Source organism: Pseudomonas sp. Au-Pse12, assembly GCF_021341665.1.
In the GTDB taxonomy this organism is placed as follows: Bacteria; Pseudomonadota; Gammaproteobacteria; order Pseudomonadales; family Pseudomonadaceae; genus Aquipseudomonas.
In genome coordinates, this window is the sequence record NZ_JAJTTH010000011.1 from 167,089 (window position 1) to 190,347 (window position 23,259).

The 23,259-nt window shown below is 61.2% G+C and carries 20 protein-coding genes and 1 pseudogene; 11 read left to right on the forward strand and 10 right to left on the reverse strand.

Annotated elements, in window-relative coordinates:
• Positions 1-126 precede the first annotated feature (126 nt).
• From LXM55_RS26800 to LXM55_RS26815, 4 genes are read right to left on the reverse strand one after another with little or no spacing between them, the layout of a single operon-like run.
• Complete coding sequence (locus LXM55_RS26800) at positions 127-1,491, reverse strand: heavy metal sensor histidine kinase (RefSeq protein ID WP_233323154.1); 1,365 nt, start codon at positions 1,489-1,491, stop codon at positions 127-129.
• Positions 1,481-2,158, reverse strand: coding sequence for a heavy metal response regulator transcription factor (locus tag LXM55_RS26805; protein WP_233323155.1), 678 nt, complete (start codon positions 2,156-2,158; stop codon positions 1,481-1,483). Before LXM55_RS26805 ends, LXM55_RS26800 begins: the two co-directional genes overlap by 11 nt.
• Before the next feature lie 8 nt (positions 2,159-2,166).
• The gene (locus LXM55_RS26810) at positions 2,167-5,262 is read right to left on the reverse strand and encodes a multidrug efflux RND transporter permease subunit (protein ID WP_233323156.1); all 3,096 of its coding nucleotides are present in this window, start codon (positions 5,260-5,262) and stop codon (positions 2,167-2,169) included.
• Positions 5,259-6,419 (reverse strand): efflux RND transporter periplasmic adaptor subunit, encoded by a 1,161-nt coding sequence (locus tag LXM55_RS26815; RefSeq protein ID WP_233323157.1) that lies wholly within the window; start codon positions 6,417-6,419, stop codon positions 5,259-5,261. Before LXM55_RS26815 ends, LXM55_RS26810 begins: the two co-directional genes overlap by 4 nt.
• 224 nt (positions 6,420-6,643) lie before the next feature.
• Between LXM55_RS26815 and LXM55_RS26820 the strand changes: the two genes are divergently transcribed.
• The 3 genes and pseudogenes from LXM55_RS26820 to LXM55_RS26825 all read left to right on the forward strand — a co-directional run bounded on the left by LXM55_RS26820 (position 6,644) and on the right by LXM55_RS26825 (position 8,630).
• On the forward strand, positions 6,644-6,889 hold the full coding sequence (locus LXM55_RS26820) for a hypothetical protein (RefSeq protein ID WP_233323158.1): 246 nt from the start codon (positions 6,644-6,646) through the stop codon (positions 6,887-6,889).
• A gap of 157 nt (positions 6,890-7,046) precedes the next feature.
• Positions 7,047-7,328: pseudogene (locus LXM55_RS32820) on the forward strand (PAS domain-containing protein); the annotation flags it as partial.
• 246 nt (positions 7,329-7,574) lie between these two features.
• The gene (locus tag LXM55_RS26825) at positions 7,575-8,630 is read left to right on the forward strand and encodes a methyl-accepting chemotaxis protein (protein WP_442799791.1); all 1,056 of its coding nucleotides are present in this window, start codon (positions 7,575-7,577) and stop codon (positions 8,628-8,630) included.
• 18 nt (positions 8,631-8,648) lie between these two features.
• Here LXM55_RS26825 and LXM55_RS26830 read toward each other — a convergent pair whose 3' ends face one another.
• The 4 genes from LXM55_RS26830 to norR all read right to left on the reverse strand — a co-directional run bounded on the left by LXM55_RS26830 (position 8,649) and on the right by norR (position 12,682).
• Complete coding sequence (locus LXM55_RS26830) at positions 8,649-9,398, reverse strand: YkgJ family cysteine cluster protein (protein WP_233323160.1); 750 nt, start codon at positions 9,396-9,398, stop codon at positions 8,649-8,651.
• Between the two features lie 128 nt (positions 9,399-9,526).
• Complete coding sequence (locus tag LXM55_RS26835; protein ID WP_233323161.1) at positions 9,527-10,006, reverse strand: GNAT family N-acetyltransferase; 480 nt, start codon at positions 10,004-10,006, stop codon at positions 9,527-9,529.
• Positions 10,003-10,911: a chemotaxis protein CheV gene (locus LXM55_RS26840; RefSeq protein ID WP_233323162.1), complete on the reverse strand. Its 909-nt coding sequence runs from the start codon at positions 10,909-10,911 to the stop codon at positions 10,003-10,005. Before LXM55_RS26840 ends, LXM55_RS26835 begins: the two co-directional genes overlap by 4 nt.
• A 214-nt stretch (positions 10,912-11,125) precedes the next feature.
• Entirely contained in the window at positions 11,126-12,682 is a 1,557-nt protein-coding gene (gene norR, locus LXM55_RS26845) for a nitric oxide reductase transcriptional regulator NorR (RefSeq protein ID WP_233323163.1), read from the reverse strand.
• A 156-nt stretch (positions 12,683-12,838) separates the two neighbouring features.
• On the opposite strand from norR, the gene hmpA reads away from it, so the two are divergent.
• The 8 genes from hmpA to LXM55_RS26885 all read left to right on the forward strand — a co-directional run bounded on the left by hmpA (position 12,839) and on the right by LXM55_RS26885 (position 21,249).
• Positions 12,839-14,020 (forward strand): NO-inducible flavohemoprotein, encoded by a 1,182-nt coding sequence (hmpA, locus tag LXM55_RS26850; RefSeq protein WP_233323164.1) that lies wholly within the window; start codon positions 12,839-12,841, stop codon positions 14,018-14,020.
• Positions 14,021-14,408: 388 nt separating this feature from the next.
• Positions 14,409-14,918 carry a disulfide bond formation protein B gene (locus LXM55_RS26855; protein WP_233323165.1) on the forward strand — a complete coding sequence of 170 codons (510 nt, stop codon included), beginning with the start codon at positions 14,409-14,411 and terminating at the stop codon, positions 14,916-14,918.
• Positions 14,919-15,713: 795 nt separating this feature from the next.
• Complete coding sequence (gene cyoA / locus LXM55_RS26860) at positions 15,714-16,658, forward strand: ubiquinol oxidase subunit II (RefSeq protein ID WP_233323209.1); 945 nt, start codon at positions 15,714-15,716, stop codon at positions 16,656-16,658.
• A gap of 3 nt (positions 16,659-16,661) precedes the next feature.
• On the forward strand, positions 16,662-18,680 hold the full coding sequence (cyoB, locus tag LXM55_RS26865; RefSeq protein WP_233323166.1) for a cytochrome o ubiquinol oxidase subunit I: 2,019 nt from the start codon (positions 16,662-16,664) through the stop codon (positions 18,678-18,680).
• Between the two features lie 3 nt (positions 18,681-18,683).
• Positions 18,684-19,310, forward strand: coding sequence for a cytochrome o ubiquinol oxidase subunit III (locus LXM55_RS26870; protein WP_011063285.1), 627 nt, complete (start codon positions 18,684-18,686; stop codon positions 19,308-19,310).
• Complete coding sequence (gene cyoD, locus LXM55_RS26875; RefSeq protein WP_025129488.1) at positions 19,311-19,640, forward strand: cytochrome o ubiquinol oxidase subunit IV; 330 nt, start codon at positions 19,311-19,313, stop codon at positions 19,638-19,640.
• Between the two features lie 10 nt (positions 19,641-19,650).
• Positions 19,651-20,538, forward strand: a complete 888-nt coding sequence (gene cyoE, locus LXM55_RS26880) for a heme o synthase (protein ID WP_123724747.1) — start codon at positions 19,651-19,653, stop codon at positions 20,536-20,538.
• Between the two features lie 156 nt (positions 20,539-20,694).
• Positions 20,695-21,249 (forward strand): cytochrome b, encoded by a 555-nt coding sequence (locus LXM55_RS26885; RefSeq protein WP_233323167.1) that lies wholly within the window; start codon positions 20,695-20,697, stop codon positions 21,247-21,249.
• Between the two features lie 99 nt (positions 21,250-21,348).
• On the opposite strand, the gene LXM55_RS26890 is transcribed toward LXM55_RS26885, so the two are convergent.
• Together LXM55_RS26890 and LXM55_RS26895 are read right to left on the reverse strand one after the other, a co-directional pair.
• Positions 21,349-22,230, reverse strand: a complete 882-nt coding sequence (locus LXM55_RS26890; RefSeq protein ID WP_233323168.1) for a queuosine precursor transporter — start codon at positions 22,228-22,230, stop codon at positions 21,349-21,351.
• Positions 22,217-22,819 carry a helix-turn-helix transcriptional regulator gene (locus LXM55_RS26895; RefSeq protein ID WP_233323169.1) on the reverse strand — a complete coding sequence of 201 codons (603 nt, stop codon included), beginning with the start codon at positions 22,817-22,819 and terminating at the stop codon, positions 22,217-22,219. Before LXM55_RS26895 ends, LXM55_RS26890 begins: the two co-directional genes overlap by 14 nt.
• Positions 22,820-23,259 lie beyond the last annotated feature (440 nt).

Here is a 23,259-nt window from a genome sequence, read left to right on the forward strand (position 1 = left end):
TGCAGAGCAAGTTCAATTCGGTGCGACAAAAATATAACCACGGGGCGGTTGGAAAAAGAGCCGAACAGGATAAGGACTATTGCAAAAAAAACAACAGTTGGAGCTGACTTGCCGGCTCTTGCGGAATCAGAGGGGCAGGTAGAGGCCAAAGGTGTTGATGCCATGGTCGCTGCGCACGAACACGTCGCCGCCGTGCATCAGTGCAATGGCCTTGACGATGGCCAGCCCCAGGCCGTGATTGGCGCCACTGTTGCTGCGCGAGGCGTCAACCCGGTAGAAGCGCTCGAACAGGCGCGGCAGGTGCTCGCTGGCGATGTCTTGTCCGGGGTTGCTGACGGCGATCGCCACCTGCTGCTCTTGCACTTCAATGCGCACCTGGATCACTCCTCCCGCCGTGGTGTACTGCACGGCATTGCTCAGCAGGTTGATCAGGGCCCGGCGCAGGTGGGCCACTTCGATCCGTACTTGGGCATCGCCCTGGACCTCGACCCTGACCTGGGCGTCTTCAAGGATGAAATCCAGGTAGTCCAGGGTGGTCGCCACTTCTGCGGCCAGGGAGCTGGTGGTGAGTTGGGTGGCCTTGCTGCCCTGGTCGGCGCTGGCCAGGAACAGCATGTCGTTGATGATCGAGCGCAGCCGCTCCAGCTCTTCAAGGTTCGATTGCAGCACCTCGAAGTAGTGCTCCGCCGAGCGGCCCCGGGTCAGGGCCACCTGGGTCTGGCCGATCAGGTTGGTCAGCGGCGAGCGCAGTTCGTGGGCGACGTCGGCATTGAACGACTCCAGGCGCGAATAGGCGTGCTCGACGCGCTCCAGGGTGGAGTTGAAGGCGTTGACGAACTGCTTCAGTTCAGGCGGCAGCGGCGACAGTTGCAGGCGCCCGGACAGCCGTGGCGGTGCCAGGCGCTGGGCTTCCTGCGAGAGTTTGATCAGCGGCTTGAGGCCGATCCGCGCCACCCAGTACCCCAGGGCCGAGGCCAGCAGCACACCGACGATGGCCAGGCCGATCAGGGCCATCAGCAACTGATGCTGGGTCTGGTGGAAGGTATCGGTGTCGATGGCGATCAGAAAGCGCAGGGCCGGGCGTTGTTCCTTGGCCGGCAACTGGCTGACCAGGACTTTCAGCGGATAAGGGTGGTCGCTCAGGTTCAGGTCGCGCATGCCCAGTGGGCCCTGGGCGAACTCGCGGATCTGCGCGTTGGGCGCACCGTATTCATAGTGCGGATCGGCGCTGATCGCCCAGAAGCGGATGCGCTTGTCCTCTTCGCTGAGCAGCTTGAGCTTGGCGTTGATCTTGGCCCAGTGCTCGGGGTTGCCGTACCGGGTCAGGGCTGATTCGAGGACGCTGTAGCGCGCGTCCAGTTCGGCTTCCGGCAGCAGCCCCAGGCCTTTGTCGACCTGTTGGTAGAGCGCCCCGCCAATCAGCAGGAAAATCAGCAACGCCACCAGGGTGAACAGCCCGCTCAGGCGCAGGGCGATGGAGTTACTCGGCACCGCGGTTCTCCAGCACATAACCCATGCCACGGATGGTGTGCAGCAGTTTCTGTTCGAAGGGCCCGTCGAGCTTGGCCCGCAGGCGCTTGATCGCCACTTCGACGACATTCGCGTCGCTGTCGAAATTGATGTCCCAGACCATTTCCGCGATGGCGGTCTTGGAGAGGATTTCGCCCTGGCGCCGGGCCAGCACGCTGAGCAGGGAAAACTCCTTGGCGGTCAGGTCCAGGCGGCTGCCGGCACGGCTGGCCTTGCGGCTGATCAGGTCGATCCACAGGTCGGCGATGCTGATCTGCACCGGCTCATGCCCGCCGCTACGACGGGTCAGGGCCTGCAGGCGGGCCACCAGTTCGAGAAAGGAAAAGGGTTTGCCCAGGTAGTCGTCGGCGCCATCGCGCAGGCCCTTGATGCGGTCTTCCACGCGTTCACGGGCGGTGAGCATGATCACCGGGGTCTGCTTGCGCGCGCGCAGGGCGCGCAATACGCCAAAACCATCCAGGCCGGGCAGCATCACATCCAGCACGATCACCGCGTAATCGCCTTCCAGGGCCAGGTGCAGGCCTTCGACGCCGTCTCGGGCCAGGTCCACGTTGTAGCCTTGTTCGGTCAACCCGCGGTGCAGGTAGTCGGCTGTTTTTTCTTCGTCTTCGATAATCAGAACGCGCATGACCCGCCTCAGGTATGGGTGGCCGGCAACAGCGCCGGCCGGGGCCGGTGGAACAGCCGCTCAAGCCACAAGTATATGACCGGCGTGGTGAACAGCGTCAGTGCCTGGCTGACCAGCAAACCGCCGACCACGGCGATGCCCAGGGGCTGGCGCAGTTCGGCGCCGGCGCCGTAGCCGAGCATCAGCGGCAATGCACCGAGCAGGGCGGCGAGGGTGGTCATGATGATCGGGCGGAACCGGGTGATACAGGCCTGGTAGATCGCCTCCTCGGGAGGCAGGCCGCCGTTGCGCTGGGCTTCCAGGGCGAAGTCGATCATCAGGATGCCGTTCTTCTTGACGATGCCGATCAGCAGCACCAGGCCGATCAGCGCCATGATGGAAAAGTCCTGGCCACACAGCCAGAGCATCAGCAAGGCGCCCAGGCCCGCAGAGGGCAGGGTGGAAATGATCGTCAGTGGGTGCACGAAACTTTCGTACAGCACCCCGAGAATGATGTACACGGCCACCAGCGCGGCGAGGATCAGGTACGGCTGGCTGGCCAGGGAGCTCTGGAAGGCCTGCGCCGCGCCCTGGAAGTTGCCGCTGATGGCCGCCGGCATGCCGATCTCGCTCTTGGCCTGGTTGAGCCGTATCACCGCATCGCCCAGGGCCACGCCGGGGGCCAGGTTGAACGACAGGTTGGCCGCCGGGAACATGCCGTCGTGGGCAATCGACAGCGGGCCGATGGTGGGGGCATCGAAACGTGCCAGGGCCGAGAGCGGGACCATCTCCCCGGTCAGCGGCGAGCGCAGGTAGAAGTAGTTGAGGCTTTCGGCCTTGCCTCGTTGCTGGGTATCGAGTTCGAGGATCACGTTGTACTGGTTGATCTCGGTCTGGAACTCGTTGATCTGGCGCTGGCCGAAGGCATCGTACAGCGCCTCGTCGACATCACTGGCGGTGAGGCCAAAGCGTGCGGCGGCGGTCCTGTCGATATTGATGTGGGTGATGCTGCCGCCCAGTTGCAGGTCGTTGGAGATGTCACGGAATGCCGGGTTGCTGCGCAGTTTTTCGGTCAGGCGCTGGGTCCAGGTACTCAGGGTCGGGCCGTCGTTGCTTTTCAGCACGTATTGATACTGGGCGCGGCTGGGGCCGGAGCTGAGGTTGATGTCCTGGCCCGCCCGCAGATAGAGGACGATGCCGGGTACCTGCATCAGTTGCGGGCGGATGCGGTCGATAAAGGCGCTGGCGGAGACATCCCGTTCGCCACGGCCTTTGAGGGAAATCCAGAACCGGCCGTTGGCAATGGTCTGGTTGCTGCCGGAAACCCCCACCGAATGGGAGAAGGCCTGCACCGCCGGGTCGGCGGCGACGATCTCGGCCAGGGCCTGATGCTTCTTCACCATGTCCGGGTAGGAAATGTCCGCCGCAGCCTCGGTAGTACCGAGCACGAAGCCGGTGTCCTGCACCGGGAAGAAGCCCTTCGGAATCAGGATGTAGCCGGCAATGGCCAGGCTCAGGGTCAGGCCGAAAACCCCCAGCATCAGTTTCTGGTGGGCCAGGGCCCGGCGCAGGCCGCGTTCGTAGATCGCCAGCAGGCGCTCGCCGAAGCCCGGTTTGGCGTGGGCCGGGTGCACCGGGGCGCGCATGAAGAGTGCGGCCAGGGTAGGCGCCAGGGTCAGCGACACCAGCACCGAAATCATGATGGTGGACGTGGCGGTCAGGGCGAATTCCTTGAACAGCCGGCCCACCACACCGCCCATGAACAGCAGGGGAATGAACGCCGCCACCAGGGAGAAGCTGATGGAGACCACGGTGAAGCCGATTTCTCCGGCGCCCTTGATCGCGGCCTCGCGCATGCCATCGCCGGCTTCCAGATGGCGGTGGATGTTCTCCACCACGACGATGGCGTCGTCGACCACAAACCCCACGGCAATCACGATAGCCACCAGGGTCAGGTTGTTCAGGCTGAAGCCCATCAGGTACATCAGCGCGAAGCTGGCGGTCAGCGATACGCCGAGCACCGCGGAAACAATCAGGGTCGCCGACCACTGGCGCAGGAACAGCGCCATCACCGCCACCACCAGCAGCACGGCAATCAGCAGGGTGACCTCCACTTCATGCAGCGAGGCGCGGATGGTCTGGGTCCGATCCACCAGCACCTTGACCTGCACCGACGCCGGCAGCATGGCCTCAAGGCCCGGCAGGGCAGCCTGGATGCGGTCCACTGTGTCGACGATGTTGGCCCCGGGCTGACGCGAAATCACCAGGTTGACCCCCGGCTGGTCGCCCGACCAGGCCTGGACGTAGGCATCTTCCGAACCGTTGACCACCCGCGCCACATCCTGCAGGTGCACGGGGGCGCCGTCCTTGTAGGAAACGATCAACTGGCCGTATTCCTCGGGGTGGAACAGCTGGTCGTTGGTGGACAGGGTGGAGATGCTCGACGGGCCATACAGTGCCCCCTTGGCCAGGTTGAGGCTGGTCTGCTGGATCGCCTGGCGAATGTCCGCCAGGGTCAGGCCGATCGCCGCCAGTTTGTCCGCCGACGCCTGGACCCGGATCGCCGGGCGCTGCTGACCGGTGATGTTGATCTGGCCGACGCCGTCGATCTGGCTGATCTGCCGGGCCAGCAGGGTTTCCGCGTAATCGCTGAGTTCGGTGCCGGGCATCTGGGTCGAGCTGATGCTGAGGATCAGCACCGGGCTGTCTGCCGGGTTGACCTTCTTCCAGGTGGGCAGCGTGGGCATGTCCTTGGGCAGCTTGCCGGCCGCGGTGTTGATCGCCGCCTGGACCTCCTGGGCGGCGGTATCGATGCTCTTGTTCAGGGTGAATTGCAGGGTCAGCAAGGATGAACCCAGGGCGCTGCTGGAGGTCATCTGGGTCATGCCGGGGATGGCGCTGAACTGCACCTCAAGGGGCGTGGCCACCGAAGAAGCCATGGTGTCCGGGCTGGCCCCGGGCAGGGCAGCGGAAACCTGAATGGTCGGGAACTCGGCTTCCGGCAGGGGCGCCACCGGCAGGCGCGGGAAGGCGATGGCGCCCAGCAGCACCAGGGCGAAGGTCAGCAGGACCGTGGCGACCGGGTGGTCGATGCACCAGGCGGAAATCGAACCGCGGCCCTTCATGGTTGCGGCTCCGTCGCCTGCACCACCTGCGGCGGATCGCTGAGCACCTGGACCAGGGAGCCGGGCTTGAGCCGCGACTGCCCATCGCTGACCAGCACATCACCGGCCTGAACCCCGGAAATGATGTTCAGCTCGCTGTCCTGATACACCACCTGCACCGGCACGGCTTCGACCTGCCCAGCTTTGACCCGGTAGACGAAGTGCTGGTCGAGGCCGCGCTGGACCACGGTGGGCGGTACGGTGAGCGCGCCCCGGTCCAATGCGGTCTGGATCTTCACCGTCACCAGTTGCCCGGGCCAGAGCTTCTGCTGGGCGTTGGTGAACTCCGCCTTGGCGCGGATAGTGCCGGTGCTGGCGTTGATCTGATTGTCGATCAGGGTCAGGTGGCCGTTGCCCAGCAGGGCGGCGGTGCTGTTGCTGTCAGCACCGAGGAAGGCCATGACCGCTGCCGGATCCTGGGCGCGAATCAATTGCTGCAAGGTCGGCAGCATTTGCTGGGGCAGGGAGAACTCCACGGCAATCGGGTCGATCTGGGTCACCGAGAACAGGCCCTGGGTATCGCTCGTGCGCAGGAAGTTGCCTTCATCGACGGTACGAATCCCCACCCGGCCGGTGACGGGCGAGCGGATCTGGGTATAGGAAAGTTGCACCTGGGCCGCATCGATGGCGGCCTGGTTGCCCTGGGCGGTGGCGTTGAGCTGATTGACCAGGGCCACTTGCTGGTCGTAGGTCTGTTTCGAGATGCCGTCATCCACCGTCAGCAGCTTGTAGCGCTTGAGGTTGATCTGCGCCACCTGCAACTGGGCCTGATTCTGCGCCAGTTGGGCCCGGGCCTGGTCGAGGTTGGCACGGATCGAGCGATCGTCGAGGGTCGCCAGCAGGTCGCCCGCCTTGACCTGTTGCCCTTCCTTGACCAGCAGCCGGGTCAGGATGCCGTCCACCTGCGGGCGAATGACCACGCTGTGCAGCGACAGCACCGAGCCGATGCCGCTGGCGTAGCGCGCCACGTCCTGCTGCACAACCTGCGCCACCCGCACCGGAATCGCCGTGGGCGCGGCCAGTCTGGTGGTCGCCGGTCTGTTCAGGAACCAGGCCGCGCCAGCGATGAGGCCCACCAGCAGTGCTGCGGTCACGACGGTTTTCTTGGCAATGGGCATAGGTGGAGAGCGCCGGGGGCAATAGTGTCGGAAAGATGGCCATGATCTGTTGACAGTTATAGTCCGGCAACCCGGTCAGCAGCGTGACCGCCAGCTGTCAGCGCTGTCAGAAAAGTCCTGCCAGGCCCGTGCGTCCCAGGTCAAAGATGGCTGGCGCACAGGTATACTGCCGGCCACTGCGGCCGGTCCCCTGGCGCGGATTATCTTTCTCCCCTGGAGCTTCCATGACTTCCCCTGCACAACCTGCTGCGGATGACGCCCTGAACGCCGATCCGGCGGTCGATCCGACCCCCCTTGAAACCGAGGCCAAGGCGGCGATCCCTGCGTTCAAGTTTCCCTTCAAGCCTTCCGAGTTTGCCCCGGCCAAGAATGCCCAGCAGCCCTGGTACAAGAACGGCGCCAGCAACGGCCACACCAAGACCCCCGGCGCAGCGCCTCCCGGCACCCGTCGCTCCATGGGTAAACGCTGAGATCGCCGACAATCGCAGACATTGCCTTGATTTGCGCTTTTTAATCGCAATGATGGCTAATTGCTTTAAACCTGAGCTGGATCAGTATTTGTGGCATCAGTGCGCTTAGAGTCAGCAGCCCTGCCGACTCCTCCTAACAAATACGAGCGCGCTTCCCATGAAGATCAACCTTCCGGTTACTGGGCGAAACGTGGACTTTGCCCCTGATGCGAACATCCTTTCGACCACCGATCTGACCAGCGCGATCACCTACGCCAACCCTGATTTCATCAAGATCAGCGGCTACACCCGTGAGGAGTTGCTGGGTTCGCCGCATAACCTGCTGCGTCACCCGGACATGCCTTCCGCGGCTTTCGGCCATATGTGGCGCACCCTCAAGCGCGGCCGCTCGTGGATGGGCATGGTGAAAAACCGTTGCAAGAACGGCGATCACTATTGGGTCAGTGCCTACGTCACCCCGGTGACGCGGGACGGTCAGGCGGTGGAATACCAATCGGTGCGCACCAAGCCCAGCGCCCGGCAGATCGAGGCCGCGGAACGGGCTTACGCGCAACTCAATGGCCCCGGCCCGTCCTGGTGGAGCCTGTTGCCGGTGATGAGCCTGCGGCTGCGTCTCTGGGCCTCCATCAGCGCCGGTTTCATTGGCAGCTACGGCGTTTCCGTGTGGCTGCTGCCCGAGTCCTGGATGGTTCAGGGCACGGTGATGGCCATGGGCTGGTGCCTGAGCCTGGTGGCGGTCGGTACGCAAATGCGGCCGTTGGACCGCCTGGCCGAGCGCGCCCGGCAGATCGGCGACAACCCCTTGAGCCAGGGCATCTACACCGGGCGTGCGGACGAGTTCGGGCGTATCGAGTTCGCCTTGCAGATGCTTGAAGCCCAGGTCGGTGCGGTGGTGGGGCGCATTGGCGATGCCTCCCAGCGTCTGGCCGGGCACGCCGCGGAGTTGGTGGAGCACCTGCACAGCAGCCATAACAGCACCCTGGAACAGCAGGCGGAAACCGATCAGGTGGCGGCGGCCATTCATCAGATGGCCGCCAGCGTGGCCGAGGTCGCCACCCATGCTCAGCAGGCCTCGGTGGCGGCCGATCAGGCGGAAAGCGAAACCCGCGAGGGGCATCAACTGGTGGGCGAGAGCCGTAGCGCGGTGTTGCGCCTGGCCAGCGAGCTGGAGCGGGCCACCGAAGTGATTCATCAGCTGGAAAGCCACAGCACGGATATTTCCGGGGTGCTGGAAGTGATCCGCAGCATTGCCGAGCAGACCAACCTGCTGGCCCTGAATGCGGCCATCGAGGCGGCGCGGGCCGGTGAGCAGGGGCGCGGCTTTGCCGTGGTGGCCGATGAAGTGCGCGGGCTGGCCCAGCGCACCCAGGATTCCACCAACGAGATCCAGCGCATGATCAGCACCCTGCAAAATGCCGCGCGCAATGCCGTGGAGGCCATGCAGCACAGCAGCCAGCATGTGGAGAGCAGCGTCGACCAGGCCCAGCGCGCGGCAGTGGCCTTGGACGGCATCAGCCAGCGGGTCAACCAGATCACCGAGATGAGCCTGCAGATAGCCGCGGCGGTGGAAGAGCAGAGCGTGGTCAGTGAGGACATCAACCGCAACATCATCGGTATTCGCAATGCCTGCGAGGTGACGGTCAGCGCCGGCCAGCTCAGCCATGTCAACTCAGGGGACGTGGCCGGGCTGGCGGGGGACTTGCGTCAACTGGCCCAGGAGTTCTGGCACAAGCGCGGCTAGGGTCGCAGAGCCAGCCGGTCAGGCCGCGCGCAGGGGGATAAAGGCGTAGTCCAGGGGCGTGTCGCTGACCACCTGGGCCCCGGCGGCCAGGACCTGCCCGGCAATCTCCTCGGCGGACAGATGGAAGCGCCAGGCTTGCTGCGGGGCTGCCGATACGGCGCTCTGCACCTGATCGATGGCCTTCGCCAGGGCGCTCATGTCCGGTAGATAGGCGGTGAAACCGTCACCCTTGAGCGCCGCGGTGCGAATCCCCAGCAGGCCGCAAATGGCTTCCTTGGCTTGAATATCGTCGCGGTCAGCCTGGCGCGAGCGCTGGATCAGCGCCGCCAGCTCGCCATCCACCAGCTCGTTCGCGGCAATCAACTGCGGCCCCTGTTCCCAGGATTCCGGCGGGCAGTCCTTGGCCAGCGGATTGAGCGGGATATGCGGATTGATTTCCATGGGATAGATGCGGCACACCAGCGGCCGCCGTTCGTAGATGCGGCACCGCAGGTCTTCGTCAAGATTCCGGCAGGGGCCGGCGTTATAGGCGGCGAAGGTGATTGCCACATAGGCTTCGGCGCTGCCGCTCAACACCCGGCAGGAACGGCGCAGGGCGTGCTCGCGCTGTAATTGTGGCAGCCCCAGACCGTTGCCGAGGAAGGCCTCCACCAGGACTATCACCTGGCCGCCGTCAGCGGCCCAGGCCCGGGCCTCCGGGAGGGTCAGGGGCACATGGTGGTCATTGCAGCACTTGCCGCAGCCTACGCAGGAAAAATGAGTGTTCATGGCGCGAGGAACCGTTCTGGGTCGACAGGGGTAGCGTCGGAAAAACGCTTATCGACGCGGTCAGACCAGGCCTGCAAGCAAGTTGCACGCCATTGGCCGAAGCTCGCCTGGTGTGCGCCGGTCGTGGGCTAAGGCACCAGCTCGCGGCGCACCAACTGCATGCCGGCACTTTCGTACAGGCCTCTGGCGCGCAGATTGCCTTCCAGTACCCGCAGGTCGACGCACGCTTCATGGCGTTCGGCGAACATCAGGAACGCCTGTTGCAACAGGGCCCGGCCCAAGCCCTGGCCCCGGGCGCGAGGGTGCACGACCAGGTCCTTGATATAGGCGCTGGTCCAGCATTGCGCGACGCCCACCACGCCCTCGGCATCCAGCGCCACCAGGCACAGCTCGGGGTCGTACTCGGCATCGGTTTCAAATGCCTGGCGCCAGGTGTCGAGGGCCGGCACGCGGCCGCCGCCATCCTGGTAACCCAGGTGCATCAGCTGATGCACGGCTTCGGCCAGTTCCGGCTGGTAGTGTTGCAATGTGATACCGGCCGGCCACAGTGGAGCGCTCAGCCCGGCAGTGAGGTCGCGACGCAGCAGCAGGCAGTGCAGTTCGCTCACCTTGCGGCCTCCTGGCTGGCAATGGTCTTGGCCGCGTCGATCAGGCAGCGGGTCAGTTCCGGTGAGGAGAATTTGGTGAGCACCGCGTTGGCTCCGGCTTGCCTGGCCTTTTCACTGTTCATGGCGCTGTCCAGCGAGGTGTGCAGCAGCACATAGAGGTGGGCGAAGTCCGGGGTTTCGCGCAGGGTACGGGTCAGGGCGTAGCCGTCCATTTCCGACATCTCGATGTCCGAGACAATCAGGTTGATCTCGTGGGCCGTACCTTGCAGTTCCAGCAGGCAGTCGATGGCTTCCTTGGCGCTGCGGGCGGTGTGGCATTGCAGGCCGAGGTTGCGCAAGGTGTGCACCGATTGCTGCAGCGCCACCTGGCTGTCGTCCACCACCAGGATCCGCGCGTTGCCCAGGGCCTCGGCGTCTTCCATGCTCAGCTCGGTGGGGGCCATTTCGATCTGGGCCGGGGCGATACCGTGAATCACCTTCTCGATATCCAGGACCTGCACCAGGGTGCCATCGACCTGGGTCACGCCGGTGATGTAGGACTTGATGCCACCGGAACCAAAGGGCGGCGGGCGGATGTCGGTGGTCAGGCAATGCACGATCTTGCTCACGGCCTGCACATGCAGGCCCTGCTTGGAGCGGCTGACATCGGTGACGATCAGGCAGCCGCTGTCCGGGTCCGCCAGCGGCCGTTCGCCGATGGCCCGGCTGAGGTCGATCACCGACAGCGAGTTGCCGCGCAGGGTGGCGATGCCTTTCACATGAGGGTGGGATTCCGGCAGCTTGGTCAGCGGCGGGCAAGGAATGATTTCACTGACTTTAAGCAGGTTGATTGCCATCAGCTTGCCGCTGCGCAAGGTAAACAGCAGAAGCGAAAGCGAATCTGCGCGGGCTTTGTTGGAGGACATAAAAACCTTCTCTGGAAAAAATTGGCTCGTGGCTCGGGCCACGGACAACCATTGATAACGGGTTATCGACGTGTTCAGGGCAGGCTTTAGCGGCGCCTCTGCTTTCCGTCAGGGGCGCTGCCCGGGCCGGCGCGCCGGGGTTGGCCGCAGCCCGCAGCGGCAGACTTTGCGAAGCCGCTGAAGCGGTTACCCGTCGTGCACCGGTCGCCGGTTCCTAGCGCAGGCCCAGGCGTTTTGCCAGGCGACTCAGGTTGGCCCTGTCCAAGCCTAGTTCACGGGCGGCACCGGCCCAGTTGTGCTGGTGGCGTTCCAGGCAGGCGCTGATCAATTGGCGCTGGTAGAGCTCGGTGGCCTGGCGCAGGTCGCCTTCCAGGGGGGGCATGGTTTCGGCGGGCGCCGCGGGCTCGGCGGCAGCGCTGGCGCTTTCGGTAACCCGGGGCAGGTCCAGGTCGTGCGCGTCCAGGCTGAGGATCTTCGGACGCTCGTGACAGTTGCCCAGGGCCTTGAGGGCGCTGCGGCCAATCAAGTGCTCCAGTTCGCGCACATTGCCTGGCCAGTTGTAGGCCAGCAGCGCCTGTTGCGCCTCGGCGCTCAGGCGCAGGCTGCCCAGGCCCATGCGCGAGCGGTTCTGCTCGAGGAAATAGCCGCTGAGCAGCAGCACGTCGCGGCCGCGTTCACGCAGGGCCGGCACCCGCAGCGGGTAGACGCTGAGGCGGTGGTAGAAGTCGGCACGATAACGGCCATTGCGCACTTCTTCCGCCAGGTCGCGGTTGGTGGCGGCGATCAGGCGCACGTCGACCTGATGCTCCTGGTCCGAACCCAGGCGTTGCAACTGGCCGCTTTGCAATACCCGCAACAGCTTGGCCTGCACGGTCAGCGACAGCTCGCCGACTTCGTCGAGAAACAGCGTGCCGCCGTTGGCCAGTTCGAATTTGCCGCGGCGATCCTGGGTCGCCCCGGTGAAGGCGCCACGTACGTGGCCGAACAGCTCGCTCTCCACTAGGGTCTCGGGTAGGGCCGCGCAATTGAGGCTGATGATCGGCTGCTCGGCCCGGGGCGAGGCGGCGTGAATGGCCTGGGCCACCAGTTCCTTGCCGACCCCGGTTTCACCGGTGATCAGCACCGTCAGGTCGCTGCCGCCCACCAGGTGGATCTCTTCCAGCAGGCGTTTGTGGGCCTTGCTCTGGCCGATCATCTCGCGGTGCTGGCCGCTGGCCTGGCGGTAGACTTCGGCGCGTTGATGCTCGTTTTCGGCGCGTTGGGCCAGGCGCTCGATGCGCTGGGCGGCGCTGACGGTGGCGGCGGCGAGGCTGGCGAAGGCTTGCAGGGCGTCCAGTTCAATGGGTTCGAAGCGCTGCGGGTCCAGGGCGTCGAGGGTCAGCAGGCCCCAGGGGCGTTCGTCGATGAACAACGGGCAGCCCATGCAGTCATGCACTTCAAGGTGGTCGTCGAGGCCTTCCACCAGCCCGTCATAGGGATCGGGCAGGTCGCTGTCACTGGCAAAGCGGGTCGGGCCCGGGCCACTGAGCAGGGCGGCAAAGCGTGGATGCTCGCTGACCTTGAAGCGCCGGCCCAGGGTGTCGGTGCTCAGGCCATTGACCGCCAGCGGCACCAGCCACTCGCCCTCCAGGCGCAACAGCGCCGCGGCGTCGCAGGGCAACAGGGCGCGCAAGGCTTCCAGCAGGCGACGATAGCGCTCGCTTTCGGGCAGTTCGCGGGACAGGTCGGTGACCAGTGGCAGCAGGGTCGTGAGCAGGGATTTTGCAGTCATAATGACTCCGTGATGTCTAAATGACTATAAAAGACAGGGTGTCTTTATGACTATGTTTATTTTAACTATATGATTTTAAAGGTTTTTATTTTTGGCATGAAAACTGATTAGGCATAGGAAACCTGCAAGCAGTCATAAAGTCCAGGAGTTGTCCTTATGCTAAGCGTTCAAGACCGTGCAATTATCAAAGCCACTGTGCCCCTGCTGGAAAGCGGCGGCGAAGCCCTGATTACCCACTTCTACCGGATGATGCTGTCCGAGTACCCCGAAGTGCGTCCGCTGTTCAACCAGGCGCACCAGGCCAGCGGCGATCAGCCCCGGGCCCTGGCCAATGGCGTGCTCATGTATGCCCGGCACATCGACCAACTGGATCAGTTGGGCGATCTGGTGGCCAAGATCATCAACAAGCACGTTGCGTTGCAGATTCTTCCAGAGCATTACCCGATCGTTGGTAGCTGCCTGCTGCGCGCCATTTCCGAAGTACTGGGCAGCGAGATTGCCACCCAGGAAGTGATCGACGCCTGGGCCGCGGCCTACAACCAGCTGGCGGATATCCTGATTGGCGCCGAGGCGGCGATCTATGACGAGAAGGCCCAGGCGCCCGGTGGTTGGCGGGGTGCCCGAGAGTTCCGCCTGGTACAGAAGGTGGAAGAGAGCGCGGAAATCACCTCCCTGTATTTCGAGCCGCTGGACCAGGGGCCGATCCTTGCCGCCGAGCCGGGGCAGTACATCGGTTTGCAGCTCTTTATCAACGGTGAGGAAATCCGCCGTAACTACTCGCTTTCGGCGCTTTCCAACCAGGGCCAGTACCGCATCAGCGTCAAGCGCGAAACCGGCGGCGTGGCGTCCAACTACCTGCATGACCAATGCCCGGTAGGCGCCAGCGTCATGCTGTTTCCACCCGCTGGCGAGTTCACCCTGGCCGCCAGCGACAAGCCGTTGGTGCTGATCAGCGGCGGGGTAGGCATCACACCGACCCTGCCGATGCTGGAAGCCGCGCTGGCCACCGAGCGCCCGGTGCACTTTATCCACTGCGCGCGCAACGGCCAGGTGCATGCGTTCCGCAACTGGGTCGACGAGCTGGCCCAGCGTTATCCACAGCTCAAGCGCTTCTACTGCTACGCCGAGGATGACGGCGTCAGCCCGGCAGCGGACAAGCTGGGCATGCTGACCCGGGAGCAGTTGGCCGAGTGGTTGCCGGAACAGCGCGACCTGGACGCCTACTTCCTCGGGCCCAAGGGGTTCATGGCCGCCATCAAGCGTCACCTGCATGCCCTGGGCATTCCCGAGCAGCAGAGCCGCTATGAGTTCTTCGGCCCGGCGGCCGCCTTGGAATAACCCGCCCGGCTCCCGCCGGCAGGGGCCGGCTTGGCGGCGAAGCAACCCGCAATCCAGGTGCCATACCGCACCGATGCCTTCGCTGGCGAGCCAGCTCCTGCATCCGCCCGCCCCGCAACGGGGCCGGGCTGTTAATCCCTGCTTAACCTGTCTGGCGTTAATTCCCCACGATGCCGAGATGGCGCTGCCATCGCGGTCCTTTCAAGCGGCGTCCCCGGGCCCGTGAACCTTGGGTATTGCCTGCGATGCAGTGCATTCAAAGGTCATGATCAGCGTGTAGACTTCCGGGCACCCGATGGCAATCAGATCAACTTCGCGATGCAACCGCGCTCAGGCATGACCCGCGCCGGCTGTGCGGTTGTACAGACAACAGAAAAAAGGAATAGGGATGAGTGACGACAGACTGCGTTTGGGACGTGAACGGCGCTTCCTGGTGCTGCTGGGGATTATCTGCCTGGCGCTGATTGGCGGAGCCCTCTACATGCAGGTGGTGCTGGGCGAGGCGCCTTGCCCGCTGTGCATTCTGCAGCGATATGCCTTGCTGCTGATTGCGCTGTTTGCCTTCATCGGCGCGGCCATGAGTTCGCGGCGCGGGATCACCGTCATGGAAACCCTGGTGGTCATTTGCGCCATCGCCGGTGCAGGGGTCGCCGGGCATCATGTGTACACCCAGTTCTACCCGTCGGTGAGCTGCGGCATCGATGTGCTGCAGCCGATTGTCGACAGCTTGCCGTTGGCGAAAATCTTTCCCCTGGGCTTTCAGGTCGACGGCTTCTGCTCCACGCCGTACCCGCCGATCCTCGGGTTGTCCCTGGCCCAGTGGGCACTGGTGGCGTTCGTGCTGACGGTGATCCTGGTGCCTTTGGGCGTGCTGCGCAATCGCAAGAAAGCGTACTGATTTACCCGGAAAAGCCCCGGCCGCCCAACAGCGGCCGGGGCTTTTTCATGCCGTTCATTCAGCGTCTGAAAAGTCCGTGATTTGCAGCAAGCGCAGGTGCGGTAAAAGTGCGACATGTTGTCACACTGTCGCCGTCGCAGAAGGGCGGTGGAGCGGCTGTAACAGACTGCATTCGGGCGTACTGGTTCACTGCAAGTCTGTCAGTTTGTGTAAGCAGGCTCGCGGGTAGGAAACCATAGCCTGCTATCTATACAAATCTTCACAGACCCCGTTTTACAAGGGATGAGGCGGGGTGAAAGGCGGCTTTCAGGGGCCATCAAGCGCTCCTGAAAGGGGGGATTCCAGGTCTTTTTTGGGGCTTTTTGTTGCAAATGAAAATCGATATGATTGCGATCCTTCGCAACAATCGTGAGAGATTGTTGCGCCGTGGGATAAAAATTATTTCGGGATAAGACATGGTTTATAAAACGCGACATATCTACAATCGCCCGCACTGAATTTCCGACGCTGCTCAACCCTGAGCACACGAGGACGGTCGAGGGGCGGATAGAGCGCTCCATGCGACTGCGGGTGTCGGCGCCTTCCAAACTTCCGCACCAAATGGAATTGGTCTGTAACAAGGCCTTTGACCACGAGATCGAATAAGAACCACTGCTAGCCCGGGATGTGTCGTTGAGCGTTTAACGCAACGGGCAGGCCCTTATTCAATTGAAGAAAAATGCCAACCCTTGGCAGGGTGAAGTGTTGGCGATCAAAACCCAACTGCATTGCGCAAGCTGCTTTAGAGGTCGTGAGATGAGTAAAAACAGGTACCCCAGATTACTAGGCTTATTGCCGCTGCTCGGCATGTTAATGCTGGGAGGCTGCAAATGGACCTTGCTTGATCCCAAGGGTCAGGTTGGTCTGGATGAACGAAACCTGATCATCACGGCCACCATCCTGATGCTGCTGGTGGTTGTGCCGGTCATCATCATGACCTTCGCCTTCGCCTGGAAATACCGCGCCTCCAACAAGGAAGCGACCTACGCACCGAAGTGGTCCCACTCCACCAAGATCGAAATCGCCGTGTGGCTGGTTCCGGTGCTGATCATCATTGCCCTGGGTTATGTCACCTACAAGTCGACCCACGCCCTGGACCCGTACCGTCCGCTGGAATCCGACGTCAAGCCGGTGACCATCGAAGTGGTCGCCATGGACTGGAAGTGGCTGTTCATCTATCCCGACCAAGGGATCGCCACCGTCAACAAGATCGTGTTCCCGGCGCATACCCCGGTGAACTTCCGCGTCACCTCCGACACCGTGATGAACTCGTTCTTCATCCCGGGCCTGGGCGGCCAGATCTACGCAATGGCGGGCATGACCACCAAGCTGCACCTGATCGCCAACCAGAACACCGAACTTGAAGGTATCTCCGCCAACTACAGCGGCGCGGGTTTCACCGGCATGAAGTTCAAAGCGATCGCTACCAGTCAGGAAGATTTCGACGCCTGGGTAAACGAAGTCAAAAAGGCACCTAAACAGCTGGACACCGCTGAATACGAAGCCCTTTCCAAGCCGAGCCAGAACAATCCTGTCGAGCTCTACTCCGCCTACGCGCCCAACCTGTTCCAGACCGTCATCGACAAGTATGAAGGCATGAAACCGGGCAAGCCGCTCAAGCACGAGAAGAAAGAAAAGGAAGTGGCCGCAACGGAAGGGATGGACGTGAGTTCGCATTCAGCTGCCGGGGCAGAGGAGTAAACGATGTTTGGTAAATTAAGTCTGGAAGCGATACCGTTCCACGAGCCGATCGTCATGGTGACCGTTGCCATGATTCTGCTCGGTGGTGTGGCGCTGTTCGCGGCAATCACCTACTTCAAGAAGTGGACCTACCTGTGGACCGAGTGGCTGACGTCCGTCGACCACAAGAAAATCGGTGTGATGTACATCATCGTCGCCATGGTCATGCTGCTGCGTGGCTTCGCCGACGCCATCATGATGCGTACCCAGCTGGCCATGGCCACCGAGGGTTCGCCTGGCTACCTGCCACCTGAACACTATGACCAGATCTTCACCGCCCACGGTGTGATCATGATCATCTTCATGGCGATGCCATTCTTCACCGGCCTGATGAACCTTGTCGTGCCGCTGCAGATCGGCGCGCGTGACGTGGCCTATCCATTCCTCAACTCCCTGAGCTTCTGGCTGCTGGTATCGGGCGTGGTGCTGATCAACCTGTCCCTGGGCGTTGGCGAATTCGCCAAGACCGGCTGGGTTGCCTATCCGCCGCTGTCGGGCCTGCAATACAGTCCGGGCGTGGGTGTGGACTACTACATCTGGGCGCTACAGTTATCCGGGCTGGGGACGACGCTGACGGGGGTCAACTTCCTGGCCACCGTGCTGAAAATGCGTACCCCGGGCATGAAGATGATGGACATGCCGATCTTCACCTGGACCTGCACCTGGGCCAACGTGCTGATCGTGGCTTCGTTCCCGATCCTCACCGCTACCCTGGCACTGCTGACGCTTGACCGTTACATGGATTTCCACATTTTCACCAATGAACTTGGTGGCAATCCAATGATGTACGTGAACCTGTTCTGGGCCTGGGGTCACCCCGAGGTGTACATCCTGATCCTGCCGGCGTTCGGTATCTTCTCCGAAGTGATCTCGACCTTCTCCGGCAAGCGCCTGTTCGGCCACCACTCGATGATCTACGCTTCCGGCGCGATCTCGGTACTGGGCTTCATGGTTTGGCTGCACCACTTCTTCACCATGGGTTCGGGGGCCAGCGTCAACGCCTTCTTCGGCCTGGCGACGATGCTGATCTCGATTCCGACCGGGGTGAAGCTGTTCAACTGGCTGTTCACCATCTACCACGGCCGTCTGCGCATCACCAGCCAGGTGCTGTGGACCCTGGGCTTCATGGTGACCTTCGCCATCGGCGGCATGACCGGCGTACTGCTGGCCATCCCGGGTGCTGACTTCGTCCTGCACAACAGCCTGTTCGTGATCGCGCACTTCCACAACGTGATCATCGGTGGCGCGGTATTCGGCTACATCGCCGGCTTCAGCTTCTACTTCCCGAAAGCGTTCGGCTTCAAGCTGCACGAAGGTTGGGGCAAGGCTGCATTCTGGTTCTGGATCTCCGGCTTCTTCGTCGCGTTCATGCCGCTCTATGCACTGGGCTTCATGGGCATGACCCGTCGTCTGAACGCCACCACCAACCCTGAGTGGGTGCCGTACCTGTACGTCGCCATGGTGGGTGCGGTGATGATCGCTGTGGGTATCGCCTGCCAGCTGATCCAGCTGTACGTCAGCGTGCGTGACCGCAAGCAGAACATGTGCGTGTCTGGCGACCCTTGGAACGCCCACACCCTGGAATGGTCGACCTCGTCGCCACCTCCGTTCTACAACTTCGCGGTGCTGCCGAAAGCCGAAGGTATCGACCCGTTCACCGAAGCCAAGGAAAACGGCACTGCCTACGCGCAGCCTGGCCGCTACCAGCCGATCCACATGCCTAACAACACCGCTACCGGTGTGGTCATGGGGGCCCTGCTGACCGTGTTCGGTTTCGCCATGATCTGGCACATCTGGTGGCTGGCCATCGCAAGCCTGGCCGGCACCGTGATCTATTTCGCGATCCACGCTGCCCGTGATGATCAAGGCTACATGGTGCCGGTCGAGACGATCGAGCGCATCGAAGCCGAACAGCACAAGCGTCTGGTATCGGAGAACAAGATCCCGGCTACCCGTGTTGAAACCTCGTTGGAACAGGCTTAATCCATGTCGAACTTAGTGACCAATGCTGGACACGCCCATGTCGATGACCATGGGCACGATGACCATCACCACGACTCGGGCGAGATGACCGTATTCGGTTTCTGGCTCTACCTGATGACCGACTGCATTCTGTTTGCGTCGATCTTCGCGGTGTACGCGGTACTGGTTAACAACGTAGCGGGTGGCCCGTCGGGCCACGACATCTTCGAACTGCCATACGTACTGGGCGAAACCGCTCTGCTGCTGTTCAGTTCGATCACCTACGGCTTCGCCATGCTGGCGTTCTTCCGGGGCAACAAGAAGCAGGTACTGGGCTGGCTGGCCATGACCTTCCTGTTCGGCCTGGGCTTCATCGGCATGGAGATCAACGAGTTCCACCTGCTGATCTCCGAAGGCTACGGCCCTAGCCGTTCCGGCTTCCTGTCCGGGTTCTTCACCCTGGTCGGCACCCACGGTCTGCACGTGACCAGCGGTCTGATCTGGATGGCGATCATGATGTACCAGGTGCAGAAAAACGGCCTGACGGCGACCAACAAGACCCGTCTGAGCTGCCTGAGCCTGTTCTGGCACTTCCTGGACGTGGTGTGGATCTGCGTATTCACCGTTGTTTACCTGATGGGGACTATGTAAATGGCCAACACACACTCCCACGACGAAGCCGGTCACGGCAGCGTCAAGTCCTACGCCATCGGCTTCATCCTGTCGGTCATCCTGACACTGATCCCGTTCGGCCTGGTGATGTACCCATCGCTGCCCAAAGACGTGACCCTGTGGATCGTCCTGGCGTTCGCGGTCATCCAGGTGATCGTTCACCTGGTGTACTTCCTCCATCTGGACCGCTCCGAAGCGCAGCGTAACAACGTCGTCGCGTTCATCTTCGCCGCGTTGGTCATTGTTCTGCTGGTTGGTCTGTCGTTGTGGATCATGTTCAGCATCCACACCGTCATGATGGCGAAGTGAGGTAAACCCGATGTCGCTCAAGCACTTTATCCAAATCACCAAACCGGGGATCATTTTCGGTAACGTGCTTTCTGTGGCAGGCGGGTTCTTCCTGGCCTCGAAAGGGCATGTCGATCTGGCCATTTTCCTGGCCGCCATGATCGGCACCTCGCTGGTGGTAGCGTCCGGTTGCGTGTTCAACAACTGCATCGACCGTGACATCGACCTGAAGATGGAACGCACCAAGAACCGCGTGCTGGTCCAGGGCCTGATCTCCCTGGAAGCGGCACTGGTCTACGCTTCCATCCTCGGCGTCGCCGGCGTCGCCCTGCTGTACTACGTGGCCAACCCGTTGGCCGCGTTGTTCGCGGTAATCGGCTTTGTCATCTACGTCGGCCTCTACAGCCTGTACCTCAAGCGCAAGTCGGTTCACGGCACGCTGGTGGGCAGTCTGTCCGGGGCCATGCCACCGGTGATCGGCTATGTGGCTGTGAGCAACAGCTTCGACATGGCCGCGCTGACCCTGCTGGTGATGTTCAGCCTGTGGCAGATGCCGCATTCCTACGCCATCGCGATCTTCCGCTTCAACGATTACCTGGCCGCATCGATTCCGGTGCTGCCAGTCAAGCGTGGCATTCGCGTGGCCAAGAAGCACATCCTGCTCTACATCCTGGCATTCCTGGTGGCGACGCTGATGCTGACCTTCAGCGGTTACGCCGGCATGAGCTACCTGGCGGTAGCGGCGGCGATGGGCATGTACTGGTTGTACATGGCCTGGACCGGCTACAAGGCAGTGGATGACACCGTGTGGGCGCGCAAGCTGTTCGTGTTCTCGATCTTCACCATCACCGCGCTGAGCGTGATGATGTCGGTGGATTTCAAGGCCCCGACCGAGCTGTTGCTGACCTACGCACACTAAGCTGTCCAGGCCACAGAAAAGCCCCGCCTTCGAGAGAAGCGCGGGGCTTTTTTCATGCGGCTGCGGTTACGGTCACATCATTTAAAGCTTTTCGGTCCGAAGGCTCCACCTGGCCGGGTAAAATGCGCCGTTCGTGGATGAACTTGAGTGGATGTAATGGAAAGCCGTATTGAACTACTTGACTCGAAGGCGCGCTACGGCGCCATCAGTCGTCTATTGCACTGGGCCATGGCGCTGGCCTTTGCCTGGATCTACAGCAGCACCGGTGCGCACTACCTGCTGGCCGACTCGGCCCTGGACAAGTTCCTCTGGCCGACCCACAAGCAAGTGGGGGTGCTGTTGATGGTCCTGCTGCTGGTGCGGGTGCTCTGGAGCCTGTTGAATCGTCATCGTCGGCCACCCAGCCTGAACCTTGCGGCAACGCTGGGGCATGGGATGTTGTATGCCGCCATGTTCGCCATTCCGTTTCTCGGGCTGTTGCGCCAGTACGGCTCGGGGCGGGCGTTTTCCGCCTTTGGCCTGCCGCTGATGAGCGGCTTCGAGGGGCCGAAGGTCCAGTGGATGACCGAGTTGGGCAACAGCTTCCACAGTCTTCTGGGCTGGACCCTGCTGGTGCTGATTGCCGGCCATGTGGCGGCGTTGATCCTGCACTGTGTCAAAGGTCAGGGGCATGTTCTGCGGCGCATGGCGGGTCGCACGACCTCGGCTTGAGTTTCTCGTCCGCTAAAGAAAACCCCGCCTTCTAGAGAAGAGCGGGGTTTTTTATTGAACACTCCTCAGAGGGCCGCGGGAGCGATCCCCTGTGGCGTATTATTTTTCCGGATGACTGCTCATGTATCTCTTGAATAATGACCTGGCGCCATAGGCCGGCAGGATGTTGAAGAGCGCAAAAAATACTTTGATCGCGATCTGAAAGAGCACCATGTTCAGGATGTCGCTGTTTTTCATCAATCCATAAAAGGCGATGTAGCAAAACAGAAAACTGTCGATAATCACCGCGAAGAAAGTGCTCAGGAATATTCGCAGGAACAGAAATCTGGAGTTCGTCAGTTCCTTGATCTTGCACAGCAAGTAAGAGTTTATGTTTTCAGAAACAAGGAATGAGATAGATGAGGCTACCAGCACAGACGAAACCTGAGTCACCACTTCATTGTAAGGCGTGTCGAGTTTCCAGCCGGGCATTCCGGGGAGGAAGGTCGAGCCATAAAGTAGGATGAACACTGTGGAGGTGCTTGCGAACGCGAAGAAAATGGCCTTTCGTGCCAGCCGGAGTCCGAAGTTTTCGTTTAGCAAGTCAACGATCAGAAAGGTCAGTGAGTAAAGAAAGGTCCCTGGAGTGATAACGATGCCCAAGGATTCCAGGTAGATGGGCTTTGTCGCGGCAATACTGGTGAAAATATAAAATGTAACGAGTAGCAGGTTCAGGATTATATAAATCATCCATGAGTTTTCATGGCGGTCATTCAGGTCGTATGCGGTAGTGGTATCTCCCTGAGAGTAGAGCTTTCGATACAGGTTCTTGATTTCTGTTTTGTTCAGGTTGTCCATTATTTCACTGTTCAGGACCTCCCTTAACTTGACTCTGATCACCTTGCCTGTGGCGATGATCATGATGACGGCAAGTTTCTTGTTGTTGTCGAAGCCCAGTAGCTTGTATTTGCTGTTTTCGATTTCAGCTTCATGGGTCGACATTGAACCGCTCCTCAATGATGTCGCCCACTACAATCATGTGATTTGAGTCGCAACAGACATCGTTCAAGATAAGCAGCTTTCCTGACAGTTTGTCGTAAGCCAGTTTTTCCCTGTCGTCAGTCGATGAACCTTTTTGCACGATCAACAGATCACCGGGCTCATTCATGCCATCGATTTCATTCTCCAACAGCACGGCTATCAAGTTGTGGGAGGTGCCGAAGTAGTAAGTCAATGGATACAGCGTGGCCAACTCGCCAATTCGTTTGTCCAAGTTGGCTAGCAGCAGGCTTTCCTTGATGATCGGAACGGCTGCTGGGTTCATGTTTCCTTGAGGGGAGATGCTGCTCTCGATGATCTCCTTTTCTTCAAAGTCGACAGTCTCTATTTCTTCGTAGGAGACACCGAAGAAGTCAGAGATTTTTCGAATGGTGGACTGTTGTACGTTGCTGACCTTGCCTTCCAGGATGTTGTATATCGTCGTTCTGGTCAGGCCACTGGCGTTGCATAAGGACAGCTGTGTCTCACCGCGACTTTTTATCAGGTACTTGATGTTGCTCTTTAAATGCTCTGTTCTTTCTCTTTTGTGCATCAGATGCTCACCACTTCCTTTTGCTCGTAATCCATTGCGTCTTTTATAACGATCGCGCCATGCCCGGCATTCAGTTGCCCGACGTCGAGGCGAGCTCGGCCGGCTCAAGCGGCAAGCGTGTGTCGGCATTCTTGTGACCCGTACCCACGTGCTGGTGCTCCTTTAGCCTGACTGCATCCATCCCGGGATATTTCGTGGTTGCTATCTTGGGCAATCGAGCCCTTGGGGGGATCCGATTCAAAGGCCCTGAGGATCAAACGTGGTGCATGCTCCGGCCGTGACAATACAGCCCCGGAGGCTCGGCGTCATGGCCCTTGCCGGCAAACCTGCACAGCGATGCTAGGCTGACTTCTCCCTTCCTTGATAAAAAAGAATCATTTAATTTGGTTGATGTTTAATTTTTTGATTAATTTTGTTGCACCTCGTACAGTCGGCGCCAG